The sequence below is a fragment of the Blautia sp. LMAG:36 genome, assembly GCF_008680535.1.
In the GTDB taxonomy this organism is placed as follows: Bacteria; Bacillota; Clostridia; order Lachnospirales; family Lachnospiraceae; genus Blautia_A; species Blautia_A fusiformis.
Window position 1 is genome coordinate 65,098 of record NZ_NALB01000006.1, and the last position, 20,353, is coordinate 85,450.

Annotated in this window: 14 protein-coding genes and 1 pseudogene; 13 read left to right on the top strand and 2 right to left on the bottom strand. The window is 46.1% G+C overall.

Annotated features, from left to right (window positions below; all coding sequences use genetic code 11):
• Window positions 1–28: 28 nt before the first annotated feature.
• The 4 genes from CCC17_RS07695 to glgB all read left to right on the top strand — a co-directional run bounded on the left by CCC17_RS07695 (window position 29) and on the right by glgB (window position 6,694).
• Window positions 29–1,528 (top strand): polysaccharide deacetylase family protein, encoded by a 1,500-nt coding sequence (locus CCC17_RS07695; RefSeq protein WP_287082848.1) that lies wholly within the window; start codon window positions 29–31, stop codon window positions 1,526–1,528.
• Between the two features lie 78 nt (window positions 1,529–1,606).
• Entirely contained in the window at window positions 1,607–2,962 is a 1,356-nt protein-coding gene (gene tig, locus CCC17_RS07700; protein ID WP_278655177.1) for a trigger factor, read from the top strand.
• A 227-nt stretch (window positions 2,963–3,189) separates the two neighbouring features.
• Window positions 3,190–4,596, top strand: a complete 1,407-nt coding sequence (locus tag CCC17_RS07705) for a polysaccharide deacetylase family protein (protein ID WP_287082849.1) — start codon at window positions 3,190–3,192, stop codon at window positions 4,594–4,596.
• Window positions 4,597–4,807: 211 nt separating this feature from the next.
• Window positions 4,808–6,694 carry a 1,4-alpha-glucan branching protein GlgB gene (gene glgB / locus CCC17_RS07710; RefSeq protein ID WP_287082850.1) on the top strand — a complete coding sequence of 629 codons (1,887 nt, stop codon included), beginning with the start codon at window positions 4,808–4,810 and terminating at the stop codon, window positions 6,692–6,694.
• A gap of 149 nt (window positions 6,695–6,843) precedes the next feature.
• Here the strand turns inward: glgB and CCC17_RS07715 are convergent, their stop codons facing one another.
• The gene (locus tag CCC17_RS07715) at window positions 6,844–8,400 is read right to left on the bottom strand and encodes a CapA family protein (protein WP_287082851.1); all 1,557 of its coding nucleotides are present in this window, start codon (window positions 8,398–8,400) and stop codon (window positions 6,844–6,846) included.
• 1,115 nt (window positions 8,401–9,515) lie between these two features.
• On the opposite strand from CCC17_RS07715, the gene CCC17_RS07720 reads away from it, so the two are divergent.
• The gene (locus tag CCC17_RS07720) at window positions 9,516–9,929 is read left to right on the top strand and encodes an acyl-CoA thioesterase (protein ID WP_227945569.1); all 414 of its coding nucleotides are present in this window, start codon (window positions 9,516–9,518) and stop codon (window positions 9,927–9,929) included.
• A gap of 5 nt (window positions 9,930–9,934) precedes the next feature.
• Entirely contained in the window at window positions 9,935–10,216 is a 282-nt protein-coding gene (locus tag CCC17_RS07725; protein ID WP_015525365.1) for a hypothetical protein, read from the top strand.
• 10 nt (window positions 10,217–10,226) lie between these two features.
• On the opposite strand, the gene CCC17_RS07730 is transcribed toward CCC17_RS07725, so the two are convergent.
• On the bottom strand, window positions 10,227–11,999 hold the full coding sequence (locus CCC17_RS07730; protein WP_287082852.1) for a DUF885 domain-containing protein: 1,773 nt from the start codon (window positions 11,997–11,999) through the stop codon (window positions 10,227–10,229).
• Between the two features lie 168 nt (window positions 12,000–12,167).
• On the opposite strand from CCC17_RS07730, the pseudogene trxB reads away from it, so the two are divergent.
• The 7 genes and pseudogenes from trxB to CCC17_RS07765 all read left to right on the top strand — a co-directional run bounded on the left by trxB (window position 12,168) and on the right by CCC17_RS07765 (window position 20,213).
• Window positions 12,168–13,105 (top strand): annotated as a pseudogene (gene trxB, locus CCC17_RS07735) (thioredoxin-disulfide reductase).
• A complete protein-coding gene (locus tag CCC17_RS07740) occupies window positions 13,092–14,129 on the top strand; it encodes a LacI family DNA-binding transcriptional regulator (RefSeq protein WP_270427410.1) in 1,038 nt (345 codons plus the stop codon). The pseudogene trxB and the gene CCC17_RS07740 overlap by 14 nt, the downstream one beginning before the upstream one ends.
• A gap of 434 nt (window positions 14,130–14,563) precedes the next feature.
• A complete protein-coding gene (locus CCC17_RS07745; protein ID WP_287082854.1) occupies window positions 14,564–15,595 on the top strand; it encodes a PTS mannose/fructose/sorbose transporter subunit IIAB in 1,032 nt (343 codons plus the stop codon).
• 104 nt (window positions 15,596–15,699) lie between these two features.
• Window positions 15,700–16,515: a PTS mannose/fructose/sorbose/N-acetylgalactosamine transporter subunit IIC gene (locus tag CCC17_RS07750; RefSeq protein ID WP_287082856.1), complete on the top strand. Its 816-nt coding sequence runs from the start codon at window positions 15,700–15,702 to the stop codon at window positions 16,513–16,515.
• Window positions 16,512–17,342 carry a PTS system mannose/fructose/sorbose family transporter subunit IID gene (locus CCC17_RS07755; RefSeq protein WP_287082857.1) on the top strand — a complete coding sequence of 277 codons (831 nt, stop codon included), beginning with the start codon at window positions 16,512–16,514 and terminating at the stop codon, window positions 17,340–17,342. The genes CCC17_RS07750 and CCC17_RS07755 overlap by 4 nt, the downstream gene beginning before the upstream one ends.
• A gap of 191 nt (window positions 17,343–17,533) precedes the next feature.
• Complete coding sequence (locus tag CCC17_RS07760) at window positions 17,534–19,213, top strand: glycoside hydrolase family 13 protein (protein WP_059086276.1); 1,680 nt, start codon at window positions 17,534–17,536, stop codon at window positions 19,211–19,213.
• 157 nt (window positions 19,214–19,370) lie between these two features.
• Complete coding sequence (locus CCC17_RS07765; protein ID WP_195273769.1) at window positions 19,371–20,213, top strand: Cof-type HAD-IIB family hydrolase; 843 nt, start codon at window positions 19,371–19,373, stop codon at window positions 20,211–20,213.
• Window positions 20,214–20,353: the final 140 nt, after the last annotated feature.

The window sequence follows — 20,353 nt, forward strand, 5'->3', positions numbered from 1 at the left end:
ACTTTTAGAAAGGGGCATATATATTATTATGAAGAAAAAAATTGCAGGTGTACTGACAACAGTGCTTGCGGCGTCACTTCTTGTGGGCGGAAACCATCCGGTCACTGTTCAGGTGGACAATATGATCTCCGGGACACAGGATGACGAGGATACACAGTCTGATGAAGCGGAAGCAGAAGCTGCAGAAGCCGAAGAAGAACAGTCCGAAGAAGCCAAAGTAGCAGCGGATCCGGAGGACCAGCCGGCAGCTACCGAGACACCGAAGGAAGAAAAAAAGGCAGAAAAAGAAACACAGAAAAGGGAAGCTGTCGAGAACAGCTCCGACAGTACTTCCTCAGACGAAAAAACACTTCTCAAAAAAGCCAAAAAACTGGCACAGCAATATGATTACACCGGCGCGATCTCCGTGCTGAAAAACAACTGGAAATTTGCTACCAGTGACAAGATGCAGGAAGCAGCAGCAGCCTACATGAAAAAAAGAGATGCCTGTGTGGAATATCCACTTGAGAATATCACCCATGTATTTTTTCATTCCCTGATCGTGAATACCTCACTGGCCTTTGACGGAGATTCCGATGAGGCCGGATATAATCAGATGATGACCACAGTCAGCGAGTTCAAAAAAATGCTCCAGATCATGTATGATAAGGGTTACGTACTGGTGAGTCCTCATGATATGGCTGTGATCAATGATGACGGAACCATGAGCAGGGGAAAGATCATGCTGCCGGAAGGCAAGATCCCTTTTGTTCTTTCAGAGGATGACGTCAGCTACTATCATTATATGGACGGAGACGGATTTGCCACAAAGCTGGTGATCGACGACAACGGAGATATCAAATGCGAGTATAAGAAGGCAGACGGTACAGTTGTGACCGGAGATTACGATGTGGTGCCGATCCTGGATTCCTTTGTCAAAGAACATCCGGATTTTTCCTATCATGGAAGAAAGGGTATTCTGGCAATGACCGGTTATAATGGTGTTCTGGGCTACCGTACAGATGGGGCATATAAGACCAAGAAGAATCTTCAGGATGACCAGAAGGCTTTTCTCAAGGCCAATCCGGATTTTGACTATGATAAAGAAGTAAAAGCAGCCAAAAAAGTGGCGAAGGCCATGAAAAAGGACGGGTGGGAATTTGCAAGCCATACCTGGGGTCACAGAAACGCTACAAGCTCCACAGCAGCGGAGTTGAAGACCGATAATAAAAAATGGGAAAAATATGTGGCACCCATCCTCGGAAAAACCGATATGATCATTTTTGCCTTTGGTGCGGATATCGGCGACTGGGAAGGATACACCTCGGATAATGAGAAGTATGAGTATTACAAAAGCCGTGGCTACCGCTATTTCTGCAATGTAGATTCCAGTCAGTATTTTGTGCAGATCACAAGTGAATATTTCCGTCAGGGAAGACGGAATCTGGATGGATACAGAATGTATTACAATCCGGATATGCTCAGTGACCTGTTTGATGTATCGGAGGTGTGGGATTCTTCCAGACCGACACCGGTACCGGAAATGTAAGACAGCAAACACACTTTACAAATCTGTATAAAAAAAGATTATAATCGAACCGACAGTACTTGATGAAGGGAGTAGGTTATGAAGAAAAAAGCATATCTCATGGTTCTTGCACTGTGTGCGGCACTGGCGATCACTGCATGTGGCACATCAACAGACCAGAAAGATGACAAAAAACCTGCAGCAGAAGCGCAGGATACAACAGATAAAGAAGATTCCGGATCTGCAGATTCCAAAGAGTCAGAAGAAACGGATTCCAATAAAGACAGCGAAGAGGCAGCCTCCGGAGACACAAGGCTTGTTTCCGTGGATGATGTGAGCAAATATGTGACCATCGGAGAATATAAGGGGCTGACTCTTGATAACACAGTAGAAGCCGTAACCGATGATATGGTTGACGGAAGGATCAAGGAAGAACTTCAGAACAAGGCTGAGGAAGTAACGGAAGGCAGTGTTCAGAACGGAGATGTGGTTACCATTAATTATGTGGGAACCAAGGACGGAGTGGCTTTTGACGGCGGTACTGCAAATAATTATGAGCTGACCATAGGCTCCGGAACGTTTATCGACGGATTTGAGGACGGGATCATCGGAATGAAAAAAGGTGAGACTAAGGATCTCGATCTGACTTTCCCGAAGGAATACTCTTCGGAAGAGCTGGCCGGACAGGAAGTGGTATTTAAGGTCACTCTGCAGAGCTTTAAGCGTGCACCTGAGCTTACCGATACCTGGGTAGCCAAGAATACAGACTGCAAGAGTGTGGATGATTACAAGAAGGAAATCCGTACTACACTGGAGGATGAAGCGAAGACAAGTGCACAGAACACATTGCGTGAAACTGCATGGAACACAGTGCTTTCAGCATCTGAAGTGAAGGAATATCCACAGGAGGATCTGGATACAGCCAAGACAGAGTTTCGCAGTCTGTATGAGAATTATGCAAAACAGGGTGATATGACGCTGGAGGATTTTGTAAAAGCTCAGGGAATCTCCATGGATGATTTTGAGGAGCAGAGCGGTCAGTATGCGGAGTTTAAAGTAAAGCAGAACCTGATCGTACAGGGGATCATGGATAAGGAGAATATGACACTTGAAGATAAAAAATCTCTCAGTATCCAGGATGAACTGATCAAAGCATACAGTGTGAAGGATCTGGCTGCGCTGGTAGATAAATACGGACAGGCAGCCGTGGATGAATCCATCGGACTTCTCAGAGTGGAAGATTTTATCCTGGACAATGCAACGGTTGAGGAGAAGGTTTCTGCCGGTGATACCCAGGGAGTAAACGGAGATGATCCTTCCTCGGACGGAAGCAGTGCGGAAGGTACCGTGGATGAAGAGCTGGAAGCGGCAGAGGCTACAGATATGGTGCCGGAAGACGGCGAGGCGGATCAGGATGCAGACAGCAGCACATCGGATGCAGCGGGTCAGGAGTGATCTGACAGTATCAGCAGCTAAAAAAGTGTGGTGCCCGGAATGTGTTCCGGGTGCCATTTTTTTTACATGTGCATCGCGAAGTGTGTTACTGAGAACGGAGTGAACAGTAACAAATTAAGAGATTCTTTCGGGAATTTCCATTGTATTTAAGCGTTAAATGCGGTATGATTAAAGACAGACATTAAATATCAAAGAAAGATATGAGTATATAAACGGGGATGTAAAAAATGGACAAAAGAGTTTTGCGTGAGAGGATGCGCAGAAAACAGCAGCAGTTAAGACGGCGGCGGATGATGAAGCGGATAACCTGTGTAGTTGCGGCGATTCTTCTGCTGGTTTTTGTTGTTCGAGGGGTAATTCTTCCCATCGTCAACCATGTAGGCGGCGGAAGCAATAAGGATGCGGAGACAGTAAATGTCCAGGCAAATACCGCCGGAGCTTCCACAGACAGCAGTACGAAGGACGGTACGGCATCGACGGATACGGCTGTTTCGGATACAGACAGCGCGGATTCCGGTACGGATGCAACGGTGATGCCGGTAAAGGGCAGTGCAGCAGGCGAAAGGCTTTCTGTTATGACTCCGGGATGGCATGAGGATTCTACAGGAAAGTGGTATCAGAATCCAGATGGTACATATTATGTAAATGGTTTTGCGGATATTGACGGAACAACATACAGCTTTGATAAAAAGGGATACATGCAGACCGGATGGGTGGAGAAAGGTGTGAAGGACTATTATTTTAATGAGGATGGCTCTTATGATCCTTCCAAGAAGCGCCCGATGATCGCTCTGACCTTTGATGATGGTCCTGGAGAGTATACAGAGACACTTCTTGATACTGTTGAGAAATACAATATCCATGTTACGTTCTTTATGCTGGGACAGAATGTGGAGGGCCGTGAATCTACCATACAGCGAATGGTAAAGCTTGGCTGCGAGATCGGTAACCATACCTGGGATCATCCGGAACAGACACTGCCGAATATGGATCTGGATTCTGTTATGCAGGAGTTCCAGAAGACGGATGATGCACTGGTAAAAGCCTGTGGGCAGGCATCAACGGTATGTCGTGCACCGTATGGCGCGATCACAGATGAGCAGATGAGTGCAGTTGGCAAGCCTTTCTTCATGTGGTCTACGGATTCTCTGGACTGGAAGCTGATGGATGCGGATGCAGATTATAACCAGATTATGAATGATTCCTCACTGGGAGACGGTTCTATCATCCTGATGCATGATATTCATGAACCATCTGTGAAGTGTGCCACAGAGAAGCTGATCCCGGCACTGATCGACCAGGGATATAAGCTTGTAACAGTCAGCGAGCTTGCAGAAGCGAAGGATGTTACGTTACAGAGTGCTTCCTATTCTGACTTCTGGGACAGCTCTCTTCAGGCTGGTCGTGTTGCAGGATATGCAGGAAATTCCAGCGATTCAGAGGATTCCTCTGAGGATGGCTCCGATGGAAGCGATTCTTCTGACGGATCTGATGTCAGTGACGGATCTTCCGATGAAGGGGACTATTCCGATGGTTCTGACGAAAGTGATTATTCGGATGGATCTTCCGATGATGGAAGCTATGATGATGGTTCCTACGACGAATCTTATGACGATGGAAGCGAAGAATATTAAAAAATGACAGGAGAGACCTGAATGACAAAATGTGCGTCATTCAGGTCTCTTTTTTGACTTTATCTGACACTGTCGGATAATAGACACATATTAGCCGGAGAGGGTTTTTCCTTGACTGAAAATATGGGGATTGGTATAATTATAGAATAAAAAATTCCACTTAAAATTGGGGAATGGACGGTGGCAGAACTATAAAGGGAGGTACCTGAAAATGGGAAAGAAATTACAATTTACGGAGCTTGACCAGTATCTGTTTGGTCAGGGCACGAATTATGATATTTACAGGAAGCTGGGAGCACATCCAGATACGCAGAACCGGAAAAAAGGGGTTTATTTTGCAGTGTGGGCACCTAATGCACAGGCGGTTTCTGTTATAGGTGAATTCAACGAATGGGATACGAAGAAGAATCCCATGAAAAAAGTTGGACCCATTGGCGTTTATGAGACATTTGTACCGGGAGCGAAGATCGGACAGCTGTATAAATTTTACATTACAGGTGCACATGGTGAGGAGCTTTACAAGGCAGATCCATATGCCAATGCCGCTGAAATGCGTCCCGGAACAGCCTCTCGTATTACAGATATCACCAACTATAAATGGAAAGATGATACCTGGATGAAAAATCGCGAGAACTTTGATCCGGACACAAGTGCCATGTCTATCTATGAGGTGCATCCGGGTTCCTGGATGAAGCATCCGCAGACAGCAGAGGATGAGGATGGTTTCTATTCCTACAGAGAACTGGCGCCGAAGCTTGCACAGTATGTCAAAAAAATGGGATACACCCATGTGGAGCTTATGGGTATCGCAGAGCATCCTTTTGACGGTTCCTGGGGCTATCAGGTAACCGGCTATTACGCACCGACTTCCCGCTACGGAACACCGCAGGATTTCAAATATCTGGTGGATTATCTTCACCGTCAGAAAATCGGTATCATTCTTGACTGGGTACCGGCACATTTTCCGAAGGATGCACACGGACTGGTTAACTTTGACGGAACTGCTGTATATGAGCATGCAGATCCGAGACAGGGTGAGCATCCGGATTGGGGAACCAAGATCTACAATTACGGACGTCCGGAGGTGAAGAATTTCCTGATCGCAAACGCTCTTTACTGGGTAGAGGAATGCCACGTTGATGGTCTTCGTGTAGATGCGGTTGCATCCATGCTTTACCTGGATTACGGTAAGAAAGACGGTGAGTGGATCGCCAATAAATACGGCGGAAACAAGAATCTGGAGGCTATTGAATTTTTTAAGCATCTGAATACCGTTGTTCTCGGAAGAAATCATGGAACTGTCATGATCGCAGAGGAATCTACCGCATGGCCGATGGTAACAGGTAAGGCAGAAGACGACGGGCTTGGATTCTCTCTGAAGTGGAATATGGGCTGGATGAACGACTTCCTGGAATACATGAAGCTGGATCCATATTTCCGTAAATTTAATCATAATAAGATGACATTTTCTATGACTTATGCATACAGTGAGAAATATGTTCTGGTTCTGTCTCATGATGAAGTAGTACATCTGAAGTGTTCTATGCTGGAGAAGATGCCAGGAGAGCTGGATGATAAATTCAAGAACCTGAAGGCCGGATATACTTTTATGTTCGGGCATCCGGGTAAGAAGCTTCTGTTTATGGGACAGGATTTCGGACAGCTGCGTGAGTGGAGTGAGGCCAGAGAGCTTGACTGGTATCTTCTTGGCGAGGAAAATCATCAGAAGCTGCAGCAGTATGTCAGTGATCTTCTGCATATCTACCGCAAATATCCGGCACTTTACGGTGCAGATAATGATCCATCTGCATTTGAGTGGATCAATGCCAACGATGGCGACAGAAGTATCTTCAGCTTTGTGAGAAAATCTCCTACAAGACGTAATAATATCCTGATAGTATGCAACTTTACACCGGTAGCACGTCCGGATTACCGTGTAGGCGTTCCGAAGAAAAAACAGTACAAGCTGATCATGGATGAGCAGGGGCTTCTTCCGAAGGGCAAGGTATTTAAAGCCGAAAAGAAAAATTGTGACAACCGGGAATTTTCTTTTGCATATCCGTTGGAAGCTTATGGAGTTGGTATATTTACATACTGATATTCTGTATAGCGAAATCTTTGAAAGAAAATATAAAAGATAAAATAAAAATACCGGAGATCTGTGTACCTTTGAAGTGTTGGCTTCAGAGGTGCCGGATCTCCGGTATTTTATGGATCTGGGTATAAACTGGTTACGAAAAGTTATCGCTATTCTTCGCTATCATCGTAGGAACCATCATCGTAGGAACCATCATCGTAGGAACCATCATCGTAGGAACCATCATCGTAGGAACCGTCGTCGTAGGAACCGTCGTCGTAGGAACCATCATCGTAGGAACCGTCGTCGTAGGAACCATCGTCAGAGTAACTGTCGTCGTAGGAACCGTCATCCGAGGAGTCGTCTGTGCTGCCTGAGTTATTATCAGCAGAGTTAAAGTCTTCGGAAGTGATGTCAATGCCTTTATCTGCGTAATATTTTTCTGCTGTGATAGAGTCGGTATCTTCTACGACATTTCCGGATGCATCGATCATGTTCAGGTCTGTGTCAATGGTCACATCCAGGAGGTTGGTTCCTGTGGATGGAGTGACATTCATGGACATGATCTCGTTGAACTTCTTTTTCAGGTTGTCAAGAGTGAATACACCGGAACCAATGTATGACTGTACACCGTTCTGAGATGCAAGTTCTTCTGTGTAATCGGAAAGCATATATGGTCCGAATTCACCGGCATCGCTGTTGTAATGCATGACCAGAGGTTCCACTGTAGGGGTCAGGATCTCAATTGAGGTCTTGCCGTCCTGTACGGTTTTCTGAATGGTGAATTTTGCCATTCCGCCGAGAAGTTCTTCCAGCTTCTGCTGGGTGGATACGAAATTTCCCAGAGAGTAGAAGACTACAGTTTCATTGCCTTTGTCATCAGTAAGGCGGCCATATGGCTGAAGTACATGTGGATGTCCGCCGATGATGACATTTACGCCCTGCTCCATAAGGTAGGCTGCCCACTGTTTTTCGTATTCGTTTGGCATGGTTTCGTCTTCGGTACCCCAGTGTGCTACAAAGATGATGCAGTCGGCCTGCTGTTTTGCTTTCTGGATCATGGCTGTGATCTTGTCTTTGCGGATCATGTCGATCATGTAGTCTTTTCCTTCAATGCCGCCTACGTTTGTGCCGTAGGTGTAATCCAGAAATGCGATCTTGATACCGTTTACTTCACGGATCTTGACGGTGTCGGCATCTTCCTGGGAGTCATGGATCCCCAGAAGTGTGACATCCGGATATTTGGTTTTCCAGAAGTTCAGTGTGTCTGTGAGGAAGCCTTCTCCGAAGTCATCGATGTGGTTGTTGGCGGATTCTACTACATTGAATCCTGCTTTTATAATGGCGTCTCCTACTTCTGTGGGTGTTGCAAAGGATGGGTAGGAGCTTACGCTGTCATGGTCGGTTGTGAAGACGGTTTCCTGATCAATCATTTTGATGTCTGCGTCCTTGATGGCGTCCTGGATGTGGGTGTAGATCTTGTCGTAGTTCCAGTTGCCGTCAGAGGATGCGCCTGCGTCGATGAGACTCTGGTGATAGAGGTTGTCGCCTACTGCGATGACGGAGGCAGTGGTAGTTTCGGCAGTGGTGTTGGCTGCTTCCTGATCGGCCTTGGCTTTGACTGCCGCGGCTTTTTTCTGGGCGTCTATAGCTGGTTTGCGGATGAGGCGGTAGTCCAGCTGATTGAAGAAGAGGACCAGGATCGCAAGGACGATGACGGATGCCATAAGACTTACGCGGGCATTGCTGCGTTCGCGGAAGTTCAGGGGGATGTTGTCCTTGGGGTTGCGCCGGGTTTCTCTGAGGGGATCCGGGGTGGAGCTTTTTTTGAAGACTCCTTTGAGTGAGTCGGGGATTTTGATGTTGGGTGGAAATTTCATTTATGTTTTACCTTGTCTTTCTTTGGATTTTGAATGCGATTGATTGGTGATTGTTCGCTTTGTTATTTTTGATTTTTGTTGTGTGGTTGTATTATAGCAGATTTTTATTTTGGTGGGAAGAGGGTGGTGGGGGTGAACGTACGCCCGAGTCGGGGATGCTGTCTGGTCTGCGGCTTCGTCGGGGGCTGGCTTCTAGGCTGCCGGGAATCTGCTAAAAGCGTTTTCCAAAAGTCCGAACTCGCGTCTTGCAGCCGCTCAGACAGCGGACTTTTGAAAAACAACGCAGATTTCCGCCAGCCAAGAATCAGCTCCCCTCCTGCAGAGGCAGACCAGACAGCATCCCCGGCTCGGGCTGTGAGGTTCAAGGCGGTAGGGCTAGGGTGGCTGGGCGGGAGTTGGATGAGCCGTCAGCGCTGCGCTGGACGGCGTGGAGGAAAGGCTGAGTTTCCTTGTGGTTTGATGGGAAGGGGGTGGGCCGAGGCGCTTCGCTGTCGGCTGGGAGTGTGTCGAATTGTGGTGGAATTTTTGGATGGGTTTTGTGTGATTTTTTCTCTGGTGCATGGTATGGTTGGTATATCTTATAAGATCTTTTGTCTGTATGGACATTCTTGGAGCTTCGGGTTCTGAAGCGTTTTCCGTTTTTTGTTACTGTGAAGGTTATGAAAATACGTTTTATGTGGTTTTTATGTTTTCTTTGTGTGGTATAATTTATATATCAGTAGGAGTGTTAATGACCAATAATACTATATTTGATGATGTTTTTCGGACGATGATGGAGTAGATGAAGTTATGGGTGGAAAGGTTTTACAGTTGGAATCGGAACGCTTGCTTGAGCTGGGAGAATAATAGACAGTGCGGAGGCTTGCAGGGAGTTGTATAAAGAGTATGGTTTGTGAGAAATAAAGAGGATATTTTGTTACTGGTGACAAATGTCAGATTTTTACAGAAGAGAGGATATAAACATGGGTGTTTACAGGCGTAAGGCACAGTATCATGAGACGGATCAGATGGGGATCATCCATCATTCCAATTATGTGAAATGGATGGAAGAGGCCCGGATCGATTTCATGAAGGAGTTGGGCTTTGGTTATGGTGAGGTGGAGAAGCGGGGGATTGTTTCTCCGGTTGCAGGGGTTTCAGTTTCTTATAAGAAGCCGGTGCTTTTTGATGATGTAGTTGGGATTTCGGTTTCGGTGAAGAAGTACAGTGGTGTGGTTCTGGAGCTGGCTTATGAGTTTTTTAATGTGACCAGAAGTGAGGTTTGTACAGAGGCTTCCTCGAAGCATTGTTTTACCAGGAATGGGGAGCTGGTTTCTCTGAAAAAAGAGATTCCGGAACTGGATGTGCTGTTCAGAAGCTGTGTGAAGGGGGATTGAGTCTGATGGAAGTTGTGGAGATGCTTGATAATCTGAAGGAAAAGGCCCGCAGGGACCCGGCGCTTCGGGAGATGTTGCTTGCTACCCGCAGGGAGAAAGAGCCGCTGGCTGCTTTCTGTAAGAAGTGCCGGGAGCTTGGGGTTCCGGTTTATGAGATGGATCTGATCGCAGCTGGTGAGGAATTTTATGCAGCGATGAAGAGGAGTACCAATGGCGGCGGAGAGAATTCTCCGATGCTTGAGGGTGAGGATGATTTTTATGAACTGTTTTTTGCTGGGTTGGAGTGAAAAAACAGTTTCAAAATTCCGCATCAATATACTTCTCCAGCACCGGGAACTGTACACCACCGATCTTCAGTACCTGGCTGTGGAAAGCTTTCAGATCAAAGTCCTGGCCAAGGCGGTTCTGTTCGGAAGTGCGTAAGTCCAGAAGGCTTAAGTAGCCCCAGTAGTATTTCAGATAATTTCCCGGGGTTTCCAGGATATACTGGTAGATCTCGGAGACAACGGCGCTGTCTTCGATACCAAAGGCTTTCAGAAAGCTGGCGGCTTCGGCCTGAGTCCAGCCGTTGTAATGGATCTCAATGTCCAGAAGGGAGTACATGCATAAATTGATGCTTCGGTTCAGCCAGGAGATCCTGGCAAGCTCTGTGGCAGAAGGATCCTGAATATAATCGGCGGCGTACTGGTAGGCATAGGGTTCGATGTAGGTGGCCCATCCTTCTGCAAAGCCGGAGGTGCAGAGAAGATTTCGGATGTTGGAGGATTTTTGGCGTTGGAAGGTGACAGTCTGGTAAAGATGCCCCGGGAATCCTTCATGTGCCAGTGTGGTAAAAAGCTCCAGACCCTGGTAGCCGGCAGCCGGATTTATGTAGATCACATTGGGGGTTCCGGTATCCATAGGTGGGGTGAGATAAAAGGCGGGGCTTAGATATTCTTTCATGGAATCGTGGACTGTGCGGAGCTCAAAGGTGACATCTGTGAGAGGTGGGAAGTCTGTTTGGATCTTCTGCTGCAAGGCATTCAGCATCTGGGCAGGCTTTATTTCTCTGAAAGTGATTCCCCGGCTGAGAGTAGTCAGAAGTTCCGGGTTTTGTCGAAGTATGGTTCCTGCGATGCCGATCTCGTCGGAAAGCTGTCCGGAGAGTCGTTTTTCCATTTGCTTTACAGGAACGTAAGAGCCGGTCTGACTCTGAAGAAGATAGAGATAGTAGGCTTTTCCTCCCTTGAAATAAGTCAGGCCACGATCATTTTTTCCTGTGCCACGCAAAGCCTCCAGACCGGTCATAAGTTCCTGATAGGCTGGGATGACTTCTGTTTTCATAAGATTTTGGTGGGTCAGGACCAGAGCGTTCTGCTCTGAGGAAGGAAGTTTTCCATATTCGGATAGCTTTTTCTGGAAAATTTCCAGCATATAATTGTTGTCGGGATTCTGGATAAAAGCACTGCATTGTGCAAGGACCCGGTCCAGGGTAGTATCGCTCATAAAGAAGCCAGCTTCGGATTTCTTTTTTTCAAATTTCAGGATGCTCTGAAAGTATGGGCGGATGGTGGTGAGAAGATTGAGGTAGTCGGTGATATCACGATCTTCATAAAAGGCATATTCCGCCAGAAGAACCGGAAGCTGAGCCTGAATACCAAGACTTGGGCCAAGAGGCTCCTGAAGCAGATAATTGTCGCCCAGTGATTTTTCCGTGTGGTAATAGAGGAGCATGGAGTCCAGCGTCAGCTGATTTTCCGTGGAAAGGCGGCTGTAGCGGAAGGATTTCAGCTTTTTTTCGTACTGGCTGCAGATCTGGTATGTATTTTTCATATCTGTGGGGACAGTGCCAAGAGAAGCTTTTTTTCGCCGGATACCCTGTTTTTCCGGATGTGCCAGGGTATAATGGAGGGTAAGGGTGCTGCCGGAAACTTCATTTTGAAAAACTTTTCCGGAAAAGGCTTCGAATTTTCCGTTTTCTGTGATCCCGTGAGTGGAAAAATAACCAGCAGTGAGGCCGGTGAGAAGTGCCAGGATAAGAAGCAGAGTGATGATAATAGGAGATTTATTTTTCCTGATTTTAAGAGACATAAGACAGTCTTTCATTACTGTTTACAGACATATACCATGTGGAGAGTGCTGATGGTCTCGAAGCAAACAGTAACGTCCTTTCAGAGTGGCGCTTTGTTCTATCATATTGGAAAATTACGGAATCTATGATATTATGTGAGCGGAAATATACAAAAATGGAGAAATAACATGAGTGATATTTATGATCTTGCAATTTTAGGCGGAGGTCCGGCAGGGATCACGGCAGCGATCTATGCGTCCAGGGCCAGGTTAAATACCATATGGATCGATAAAAACTTTGCACCGGGCGGTCAGGTCACAGCTACCTATGCGGTGGATAATTATCCGGGAATGCCGGGGATATCGGGCATGGATCTCGGAGAAGCCTTTGGGGCACATGCCCGGAAGCTGGGATTGGAACCGCAGCGAGAGAAGATTCTTTCCCTGGAAAATATTTCCGGAGAGATCAAGACGATTCGTACAAAAAAGCATGAATATCAGGCGAAAGCCCTGATCCTTGCATTTGGGGCAGAGCACCGGAAGCTGGATATCCCGGGAGAGGATGATCTGAGCGGCCTTGGTGTTTCCTACTGCGCTACCTGTGACGGAGCTTTTTATAAGGATCGGACCGCAGTGGTAGTGGGGGAGGAAACGTGGCAGCAGAGGATGCAGTTTTTCTTTCCGGCCTCTGTGAAAGGGTATATCTTGTTCATCGCCGTGATGCGCTTCGAGCAGATCAGGCACTTCAGGAGAAAGTCTTTGCCTGTGAGAATATAGAAATGGTGTGGGACAGTGTTCCCCTTGAGATTCTGGGACAGGATGAAGTGACCGGTCTTAAGATCCGTAATATAAAAACAAATGAAGAGAGGGAATTGACCGCAGAAGGTGTTTTCATTGCTGTGGGGATCGTTCCTAATACGACACTTGTAAAGGACCAGCTCAAGCTGGATGAAAATGGATATATCTGTGCAGGAGAGGAGGGTGTTACCAGCGCACCTGGGGTTTTTGCAGCGGGGGATATTCGTACCAAGGCACTTCGCCAGATAGTAACTGCTGTTTCAGACGGAGCCAATGCAGTGGCTTCCGCACAGAAATATCTCTGGAGGAAAGATAATGGCAACGATTAAGGAAATCGCGCAAAGAGCAGGCGTGAGTACAACAACTGTTTCCAACGTCATACATGGAAAAACAAAAAAAGTATCTCCTGCCAATATTCAGAAGATCGAGAATCTTATCCGGGAGATGGGGTATGTCCAGAAAATGGGACTGAGAGTTCTGAATAAAGAAAAATCCCAGCTGATCGCAGTTGTGATCAATTATCATAAAGACTTCAAGGATTCTATCATCGGAGATCCTTTTTATGGAAAGATCATCGGTTTTATCGAGAAATACGTGCAGGAACTGGGATATTATCTGATGCTGTATTCCGCAAAGGATACAGATAAGATATTCCAGATGGTCATGGGTTGGGATGTAGATGGTGTTATTGCCATTTCCTTCAGCAAAAGCAACTGCGAAAAAATCTATCAGCTGATCAACAAACCGATCGTTTCTATTGATGCATATGGTGAGCTTGATGCAGGCCAGGAAAACCATGTCCTGAATATCGGACTGGACGACGAAAGTGGCGGCTATCTTATGACAAAATATCTTCTGGAATGCGGCTATGAGCATATCCAGGTTTGTGCAGGCCGTGATAATGGTGTGGATCATCTTCGTTACATGGGCGCTCAGCGGGCGGCGAAGGATCTTGCAAAGAAAAAGCAGAAGGTGCAGTTTACTGCTCTTGGAATGAACTACGCCAAACGAAAAGAAAGCTATGCGTGGCTGCTCCAGCGGAAAAAACCAAAGGCCGCACTGTTTTTCCTGTCGGACCTCTATGCATTGGAGGCTATCAGCTTTTTCAGCAGTCGTGGAGTAAAGATTCCGGAGGAAATCGGAATTGCAGGATACGATAACATCAGCTATGCGGAATTTTCCGTGCCTCGTCTGACTACTATCAGTCAGAATGTGGAGCAGAAGGCGTCTCTTGCAGTGGAAATTCTGATGGAACGGATCAATGGAGTGGAAAAAGAGCGTGAAAATGAGATCATGCTTCCGGTCACGCTGATCCCCAGGAGATCTGTACAGCCGCAGCATGAGGAAAAGTAAGTCTGCAGAGAATGTACCTGATCTGATCAGGGGGGTAGATACGAGAAGTCACTGCAGAACTGTGAAAAATAGAAAATCGGGACTTTCAATATAGTAAGAGTACAGAGAAAGAGTACAGAAAATCTGAGATATAAAGATATCAAAAGCCGAAATATACGGGAACTGTCAGTGTCTGACAGTCAGAGTATTTTCGGCTTTTTGTAAATTTACCTGAAATCGTAAAAGAGTTATCCTGTGTAGGTTCGTGCTGAAGATGTGGATAATAAACATTTGCTGTTCTATGTGAAACCTGCACAAAACCATGATTTTGAACTTGTTGCAATGATGGGTTATGTACATAACCTATTTACACAGCCTAACTTTGATGCTATAGTGTGAACATAAAGGTTAGGTACATAACCAAAGGGAAAGAGTACAGAAGGAGTGAATACCAGATGAAACAGATTCTGATCGCCACACATGGAAAAATGGCCTCCGGCATTCGTTATACAGCAGAGCTGATTGTTGGAAAAATGGCTGAGATCACAACCATTGATGCTTATGTGACACCGGAAGACAATGTGGAGAAAAAGTTTGAAGAATATTTCGCACAGCATGAAAACGACAGGATTTTCGTTTTCACAGATCTGATGGGAGGAAGCGTAAATCAGAAGCTTCTGAGATACAGCCAGAAAGAAAATGTCACACTGATTACAGGAACCAACCTTCCGGTCCTGATGCAGGTCATGATGGCAGATGACGATGTGACAGAGGAGGAGATCCAGGAGTTCATCGATGATGCCAGAGAAGAGCTTCAGATGGTAGACCTTGGCGGTGGAAAGAAATCCACATCTGAAAAAAATGCTGAAGAAGATACTGCACAGGGTATCGAAAATACTGCGCAGATTTCAGAAGGTGCTGCATCGTATGCAAAAAAATCCGCACCGAAAAAAGCTCTGGCTCCCCAGTCCTATGACAATTCCACAGCAAAGATCACCGCACTTCGTGTAGATGACCGTCTGATCCACGGACAGGTTGCCATGACCTGGACCAAACAGCTGGCAGTACAGGGAATCGTGGTAGCCAACGATGAGGCAGCCAACGACAATACCCAGAAGATGGCATTGAAAATGGCCGTACCGGGCGGAATCAAATCGCTGATCAAACCGGTGGATGAAGCCATTCGTATCTTAAACAATCCGAAGGCATCCAGGATGCGTATTCTGGTTCTGACAAGAACGGTAAAGGATGCTCTGAAGATAAGACAAAGTGTTGGTGAGATCGGATTTCTCAATGTAGGAAATACGGGACGTTTTGATGGGGTCGATGTTTCCGAGAAGCTTGTCCTGACCCCGACTATCATGCTGACAAAAGCAGAACAGCAGGCACTGAAAGAGCTGGTGGCTCTTGATCCGAAGGCCTGTATGCAGCAGGTACCCAATGATGAGCAGAAGCTTGTGAAGGATGTGCTGGACAAATTAAACTGATACCTGTCAAATAGAATGAGCGCAACAGTGCTGAATGTAAACCGTGGAATATGAATGTCCACGGAATGAATAAAACGTAACACAAAAAAGGGAGGAAAGAAAAAATGTTAAACGCATTTCTTGTAGCACTTGCCGTATTTATCTGTGTCGGCGGTGCAGAGCTGATCGGATTTACCATGCTGAACCGTCCGATCGTCATCGGACCGCTGGTAGGTCTGTTGCTTGGAGATCTTCATACAGGAGTTATCATCGGAGCTTCCTTGGAAGCGGTTTTCATGGGAGTTGTAAATATCGGCGGTGCTTCTGCGGCAGAGCCCGGAATCGCCACAGCTGTAGGAACTGCTTTTGCCATCATGCTTGGCAAAGGCTCTGAGGTTGCCCTGACACTTGCACTTCCTATCGGTATCCTTGGCCTTCAGATCAAGACCGTTCTCTATATCTTTATCGTAGGTATGTTTGCAAAAACCTTCGACCGCCTGGCAGCAGAGGGCAAGGAGAAACAGATTATCGCCCTTCATTACGGACTCTGGGCTGTAAACTGGTTTTTATATTCCTTGTTCGCATTTTTCGGGATCCTGTTCGGATCTGATGCAGTCAGTGCACTTCTGGATGCCATCCCGGATGTTGTTATGAATGGTCTGACAGTTTGCGGCGGACTTCTTCCGGCAGTAGGTATGGCAATGTTGATGAAGATGCTCTGGGATAACAAGATCTGTATGTTTTATTTCCTGGGCTTTGTCCTTGTAGCATACTTAAAACTTCCGCTGATCGCTCTTGCCGTGATCGGTGTGATCATTGCCATTTCCATTGGTATGAATGATTACAAGCTGAACCAGCTTGCGGCGCAGAGAGTGGCAGCTTCACCGGCCGGTGGTTCTGACGAATATCTTGATGAAGAAGAGGAGGAATTTTTCTCATGAGTAATTTAACGAAATCCATTCCTGCAGATGAAAGAAAAATGCTGAGAAAAGCGTTCTGGCGTTCCTTCACTCTGTATGCGGCAGTAAGCCCGGCAAAACAGGGAGCTTCCGGTTTCTGCTATTCCCTGATGCCATTTATCAACAAATTTTACAAAAACGATGAGAAAGGCAAAAAAGCTGCCCTCACAAGAAGTATGTCCTACTTCAATACAACCATCACCTGTTCCACTTTCATCATGGGTCTTGTAGCTTCCATGGAGAAGAAAAACAGCGAGCAGAAGGATTTTGACGCGAGCTCTATCAATGCAGTTAAATCCTCTCTGATGGGACCTCTGTCCGGTATCGGTGATTCCATTTTCTGGGGCGTTCTTCGTGTGATCGCAGCCGGGATCGCAGTAGGTCTTGGTGCATCCGGAAATGTTCTGGCACCGATCGTGTTCCTGCTTCTTTTCAACATTCCGTCTATTCTTGTGAAATATTATGGAACATTCCTGGGCTACAAGCTTGGTTCTGAATATATTCAGAAGGTTTATGCAAGCGGTCTTATGAACATCCTGACAAAAGCTGCCAGCATTGTAGGTCTGATCATGGTCGGCGGCATGACTGCCAGCATGGTAACCTTTAATTCCACTTATGAGCTCACCATGAAGGGTGAATCTGTTCTGAATCTCCAGAACATGCTGGACCAGATTTTTATCGGTATTGTTCCTCTTGGACTGACTCTTCTGTGCTACTATCTGCTGAAAAAGAAAAATATCAGCATCACAGTTCTGATCATCGGTGTTATCATCCTGAGCATCCTTCTCTCTCTTCTTGGAATTGCATAAACCTTAAGGATAAAGATCAGAACTATGAAAAGGCGGACCTCAGGTGGTCCGCCTATAAAAAACCTGAAAAAAAGTTATATTGAAATAACTGACTGCAAAAGGGCAGTTGAAGAGTATCTGACGGGATATAAATAAGCGGCAAATACGGATTATAAATATCTGCTCAATGCAAAATAAAGGAGACATAAGAAATGAAAGATTGGTGGAAGAATTCCGTTGTATATCAGATTTATCCAAGAAGCTTTAAGGACTCCAACGGAGACGGCTTCGGCGATCTCAAGGGTATTATTGAAAAGCTCCCCTACCTTCAGAACCTTGGGATCGATGTGATCTGGCTCAGCCCTGTTTTTGACTCCCCACAGGACGACAACGGTTACGATATCAGTGATTACCGGAAGATCTACGCGGGCTTCGGAAGTAACGAGGACATGGATGAGCTGATCGGAAAAGCTCATGAGCATGGTATCAAGATCATTCTGGATCTTGTTGTCAACCATACTTCCGATGAGCATGCATGGTTTGTGGAAAGCCGGAAATCAAAAGACAGCAAATACAGTGATTATTATATCTGGAAGGATCCGAAAGCAGACGGCAGTGAGCCAAACAACTGGGGCTCCAGCTTCTGTGGAAGTGCCTGGGAATATGATGAAGAGCGCGGCCAGTATTACCTTCATTTTTACAGCAGAAAACAGCCGGATCTCAATTGGGAAAATGAAACCGTCCGTAAGGAAATCTATGATCTGATGAAATTCTGGATGGACAAAGGTGCTGACGGATGGCGCATGGATGTGATCGCATCTATTTCCAAGGATCAGTCCTTCCCGGATTACCCGAAAACGGATGGCCGCAAGTATTATACAGGAAAATATCACAGCAACGGGCCAAGACTTCATGAGTTTATCCATGAGATGAACCGGGAGGTGCTTTCAAAATATGACTGTATGACGGTAGGTGAGGCGCCGGGCTCCACACCGGAGGTTGCAAGACTGTTTACAGATCCGGAGCGTGAGGAGCTGAATATGATCTTCACATTTGAGCATATGAACATCGACCGTATTCCGGGCTCTGTAAACCGAAAGTGGGAATTAAAGCCTTTTGATCTCCGTGATCTGAAACGTGTTATGAGTGAGTGGCAGAACAAGCTTTATAACAAGGGCTGGAATGCTCTGTATTTTGAAAATCATGACCAGCCACGTGTGATCTCCAGATGGGGAAATGACACTACTTACCGCGAGGAATGTGCAAAGGCTTATGCTACCGTTCTCCATGGTATGCAGGGAACTCCTTATGTATATCAGGGAGAGGAGATCGGTATGACAAACGTGCAGTTCCCGCTGGAGGAGTACGAGGATATCGAGGTTCGTAATGCATATCAGGATCTTGTCGTTAAGAACAAAACTATCTCTGAGGATGATTTCCGCAAGGCAGTATGGAACAAGAGTCGTGACAATGCCAGGGTTCCGATGCAGTGGGATGACAGCGAAAATGCAGGATTTACGACCGGTAAGCCATGGTTCCGCCTTTCTGATCGTTACCAGGAGATCAATGTAAAAAAAGCTCTGGAAAAAAATGATTCCGTGTTTTATTATTATAAGGATCTGATCTGTCTTCGTCATGAGGAAGAGCTTCTCACAGAAGGTGACTATCAGCTCCTTCTTCCAGAAGACGAGAAGATCTTTGCATATTTAAGAACTTCCGACAAAGAGCAGTGGATCGTGGTGGCAAACCTTTCTGAGGATACGGTAAGTACAGAAGGTCTTGCGAAATATGTGTCCGATAAAGAGGATATTAAGATTGCAAACTATAAGGACAGAACAGGAATCAAAGCGGACTTAAGACCGTACGAGGCGTTTATGATGAGGATCCGGTAATTCCTGAGCTGTTGTATATGTAGTAAAGTGGAAGAAAAGTCTCTGCTTTACAGAGAGCAGGTATGAGTATTTGTGCGTATCTGTACTGCCAAAGGATATCCGGGTGCAGTGCAGATGCGCTTTTTGCCTGTGAGGAGAAGACAAACAGGAGGAATTTATGGAAAAATATATCATTGCAGTGGATATGGACGGAACTCTTCTGAACAGTGAGAATAAGATTTCTGAAAGGAACAGAAATGTTCTGCAGCGTCTGATCGATGACGGACATTATGTGGTACCGGCAACCGGAAGGACCAGAGAGCTGATCCCCCGGGAGTTTTCTGTGCTTCGGGGTGTGAAATGGGGAATCGTGGAAAACGGCTGTGTTGTCTGGGATTACGATAAAAATGAGATGATCTGGCGAAAAACCATGCCAAAAGGAATGGTAAGTAAGATCCTGAAGGATGTGGAAAACAGCGGCGCAAAAGGCTGGATCGCAGAGGCTTATGCAAACGGAATCGCCTATTCTGATGCGAATGCCAGAGATTATGTGGCATCTGTAGCGGATAAAGATCTGCTGGAAAAAACTTTTGTAGATTATTTTCTCAGCAGACATGTATATGTTAAGGATTTTTATCATCAGAAAGATATTCTGGATCAGGCAGAGAAGATCAATATTTATTTTGATGATATGGAGACCAGCAGGGCACTTCGTGAGAAATGGAAGGATCTGGATGATGTGGCAGTGACTACTTCCATCAGCGGCAATGCGGAGTTTAATGCAGCAGGCGTGGACAAGGGTGTGGGTCTTGCCATGCTTCGCACAAAGCTTGGTATTGACCGGATGCATGTGATCGCTTTCGGAGATAATGAGAATGATCTGGAAATGCTGGAGGGTGCAGGTATCGGTGTTGCTATGGGCAATTCCAAACAGTATGTAAAGGATGCAGCGAATGAGGTGACCGGAGATAACGATCATGATGGTGTGGCGGAATTTCTGGAGAGGTTTTTCGGGCTGTAAGCTGTGGTTGATCGTGATCGTTGATATAAGGGACAGGGAAATGTATTTTTCTCTGTCTTTTTTATTTGCATTTTTGGTGATATAAGGTATGATAAACGAAGAGGATGCGGGGATTGCTGGTTTTGACCGGTAGTTACCGG

What these genes read in the sequence shown, in the direction of transcription:
- CCC17_RS07755 (WP_287082857.1), top strand. Translation starts at nt 16,512, where the DNA reads ATGAGTAATTTAACGAAATCCATTCCTGCAGATGAAAGAAAAATGCTG.
- CCC17_RS07740 (WP_270427410.1), top strand. Translation starts at nt 13,092, where the DNA reads ATGGCAACGATTAAGGAAATCGCGCAAAGAGCAGGCGTGAGTACAACA.
- CCC17_RS07745 (WP_287082854.1), top strand. Translation starts at nt 14,564, where the DNA reads ATGAAACAGATTCTGATCGCCACACATGGAAAAATGGCCTCCGGCATT.
- CCC17_RS07765 (WP_195273769.1), top strand. Translation starts at nt 19,371, where the DNA reads ATGGAAAAATATATCATTGCAGTGGATATGGACGGAACTCTTCTGAAC.
- glgB (WP_287082850.1), top strand. Translation starts at nt 4,808, where the DNA reads ATGGGAAAGAAATTACAATTTACGGAGCTTGACCAGTATCTGTTTGGT.
- CCC17_RS07695 (WP_287082848.1), top strand. Translation starts at nt 29, where the DNA reads ATGAAGAAAAAAATTGCAGGTGTACTGACAACAGTGCTTGCGGCGTCA.
- CCC17_RS07705 (WP_287082849.1), top strand. Translation starts at nt 3,190, where the DNA reads ATGGACAAAAGAGTTTTGCGTGAGAGGATGCGCAGAAAACAGCAGCAG.
- CCC17_RS07730 (WP_287082852.1), bottom strand. Translation starts at nt 11,999, where the DNA reads ATGTCTCTTAAAATCAGGAAAAATAAATCTCCTATTATCATCACTCTG.
- CCC17_RS07720 (WP_227945569.1), top strand. Translation starts at nt 9,516, where the DNA reads ATGGGTGTTTACAGGCGTAAGGCACAGTATCATGAGACGGATCAGATG.
- CCC17_RS07750 (WP_287082856.1), top strand. Translation starts at nt 15,700, where the DNA reads ATGTTAAACGCATTTCTTGTAGCACTTGCCGTATTTATCTGTGTCGGC.
- CCC17_RS07760 (WP_059086276.1), top strand. Translation starts at nt 17,534, where the DNA reads ATGAAAGATTGGTGGAAGAATTCCGTTGTATATCAGATTTATCCAAGA.
- CCC17_RS07715 (WP_287082851.1), bottom strand. Translation starts at nt 8,400, where the DNA reads ATGGCATCCGTCATCGTCCTTGCGATCCTGGTCCTCTTCTTCAATCAG.
- CCC17_RS07725 (WP_015525365.1), top strand. Translation starts at nt 9,935, where the DNA reads ATGGAAGTTGTGGAGATGCTTGATAATCTGAAGGAAAAGGCCCGCAGG.
- tig (WP_278655177.1), top strand. Translation starts at nt 1,607, where the DNA reads ATGAAGAAAAAAGCATATCTCATGGTTCTTGCACTGTGTGCGGCACTG.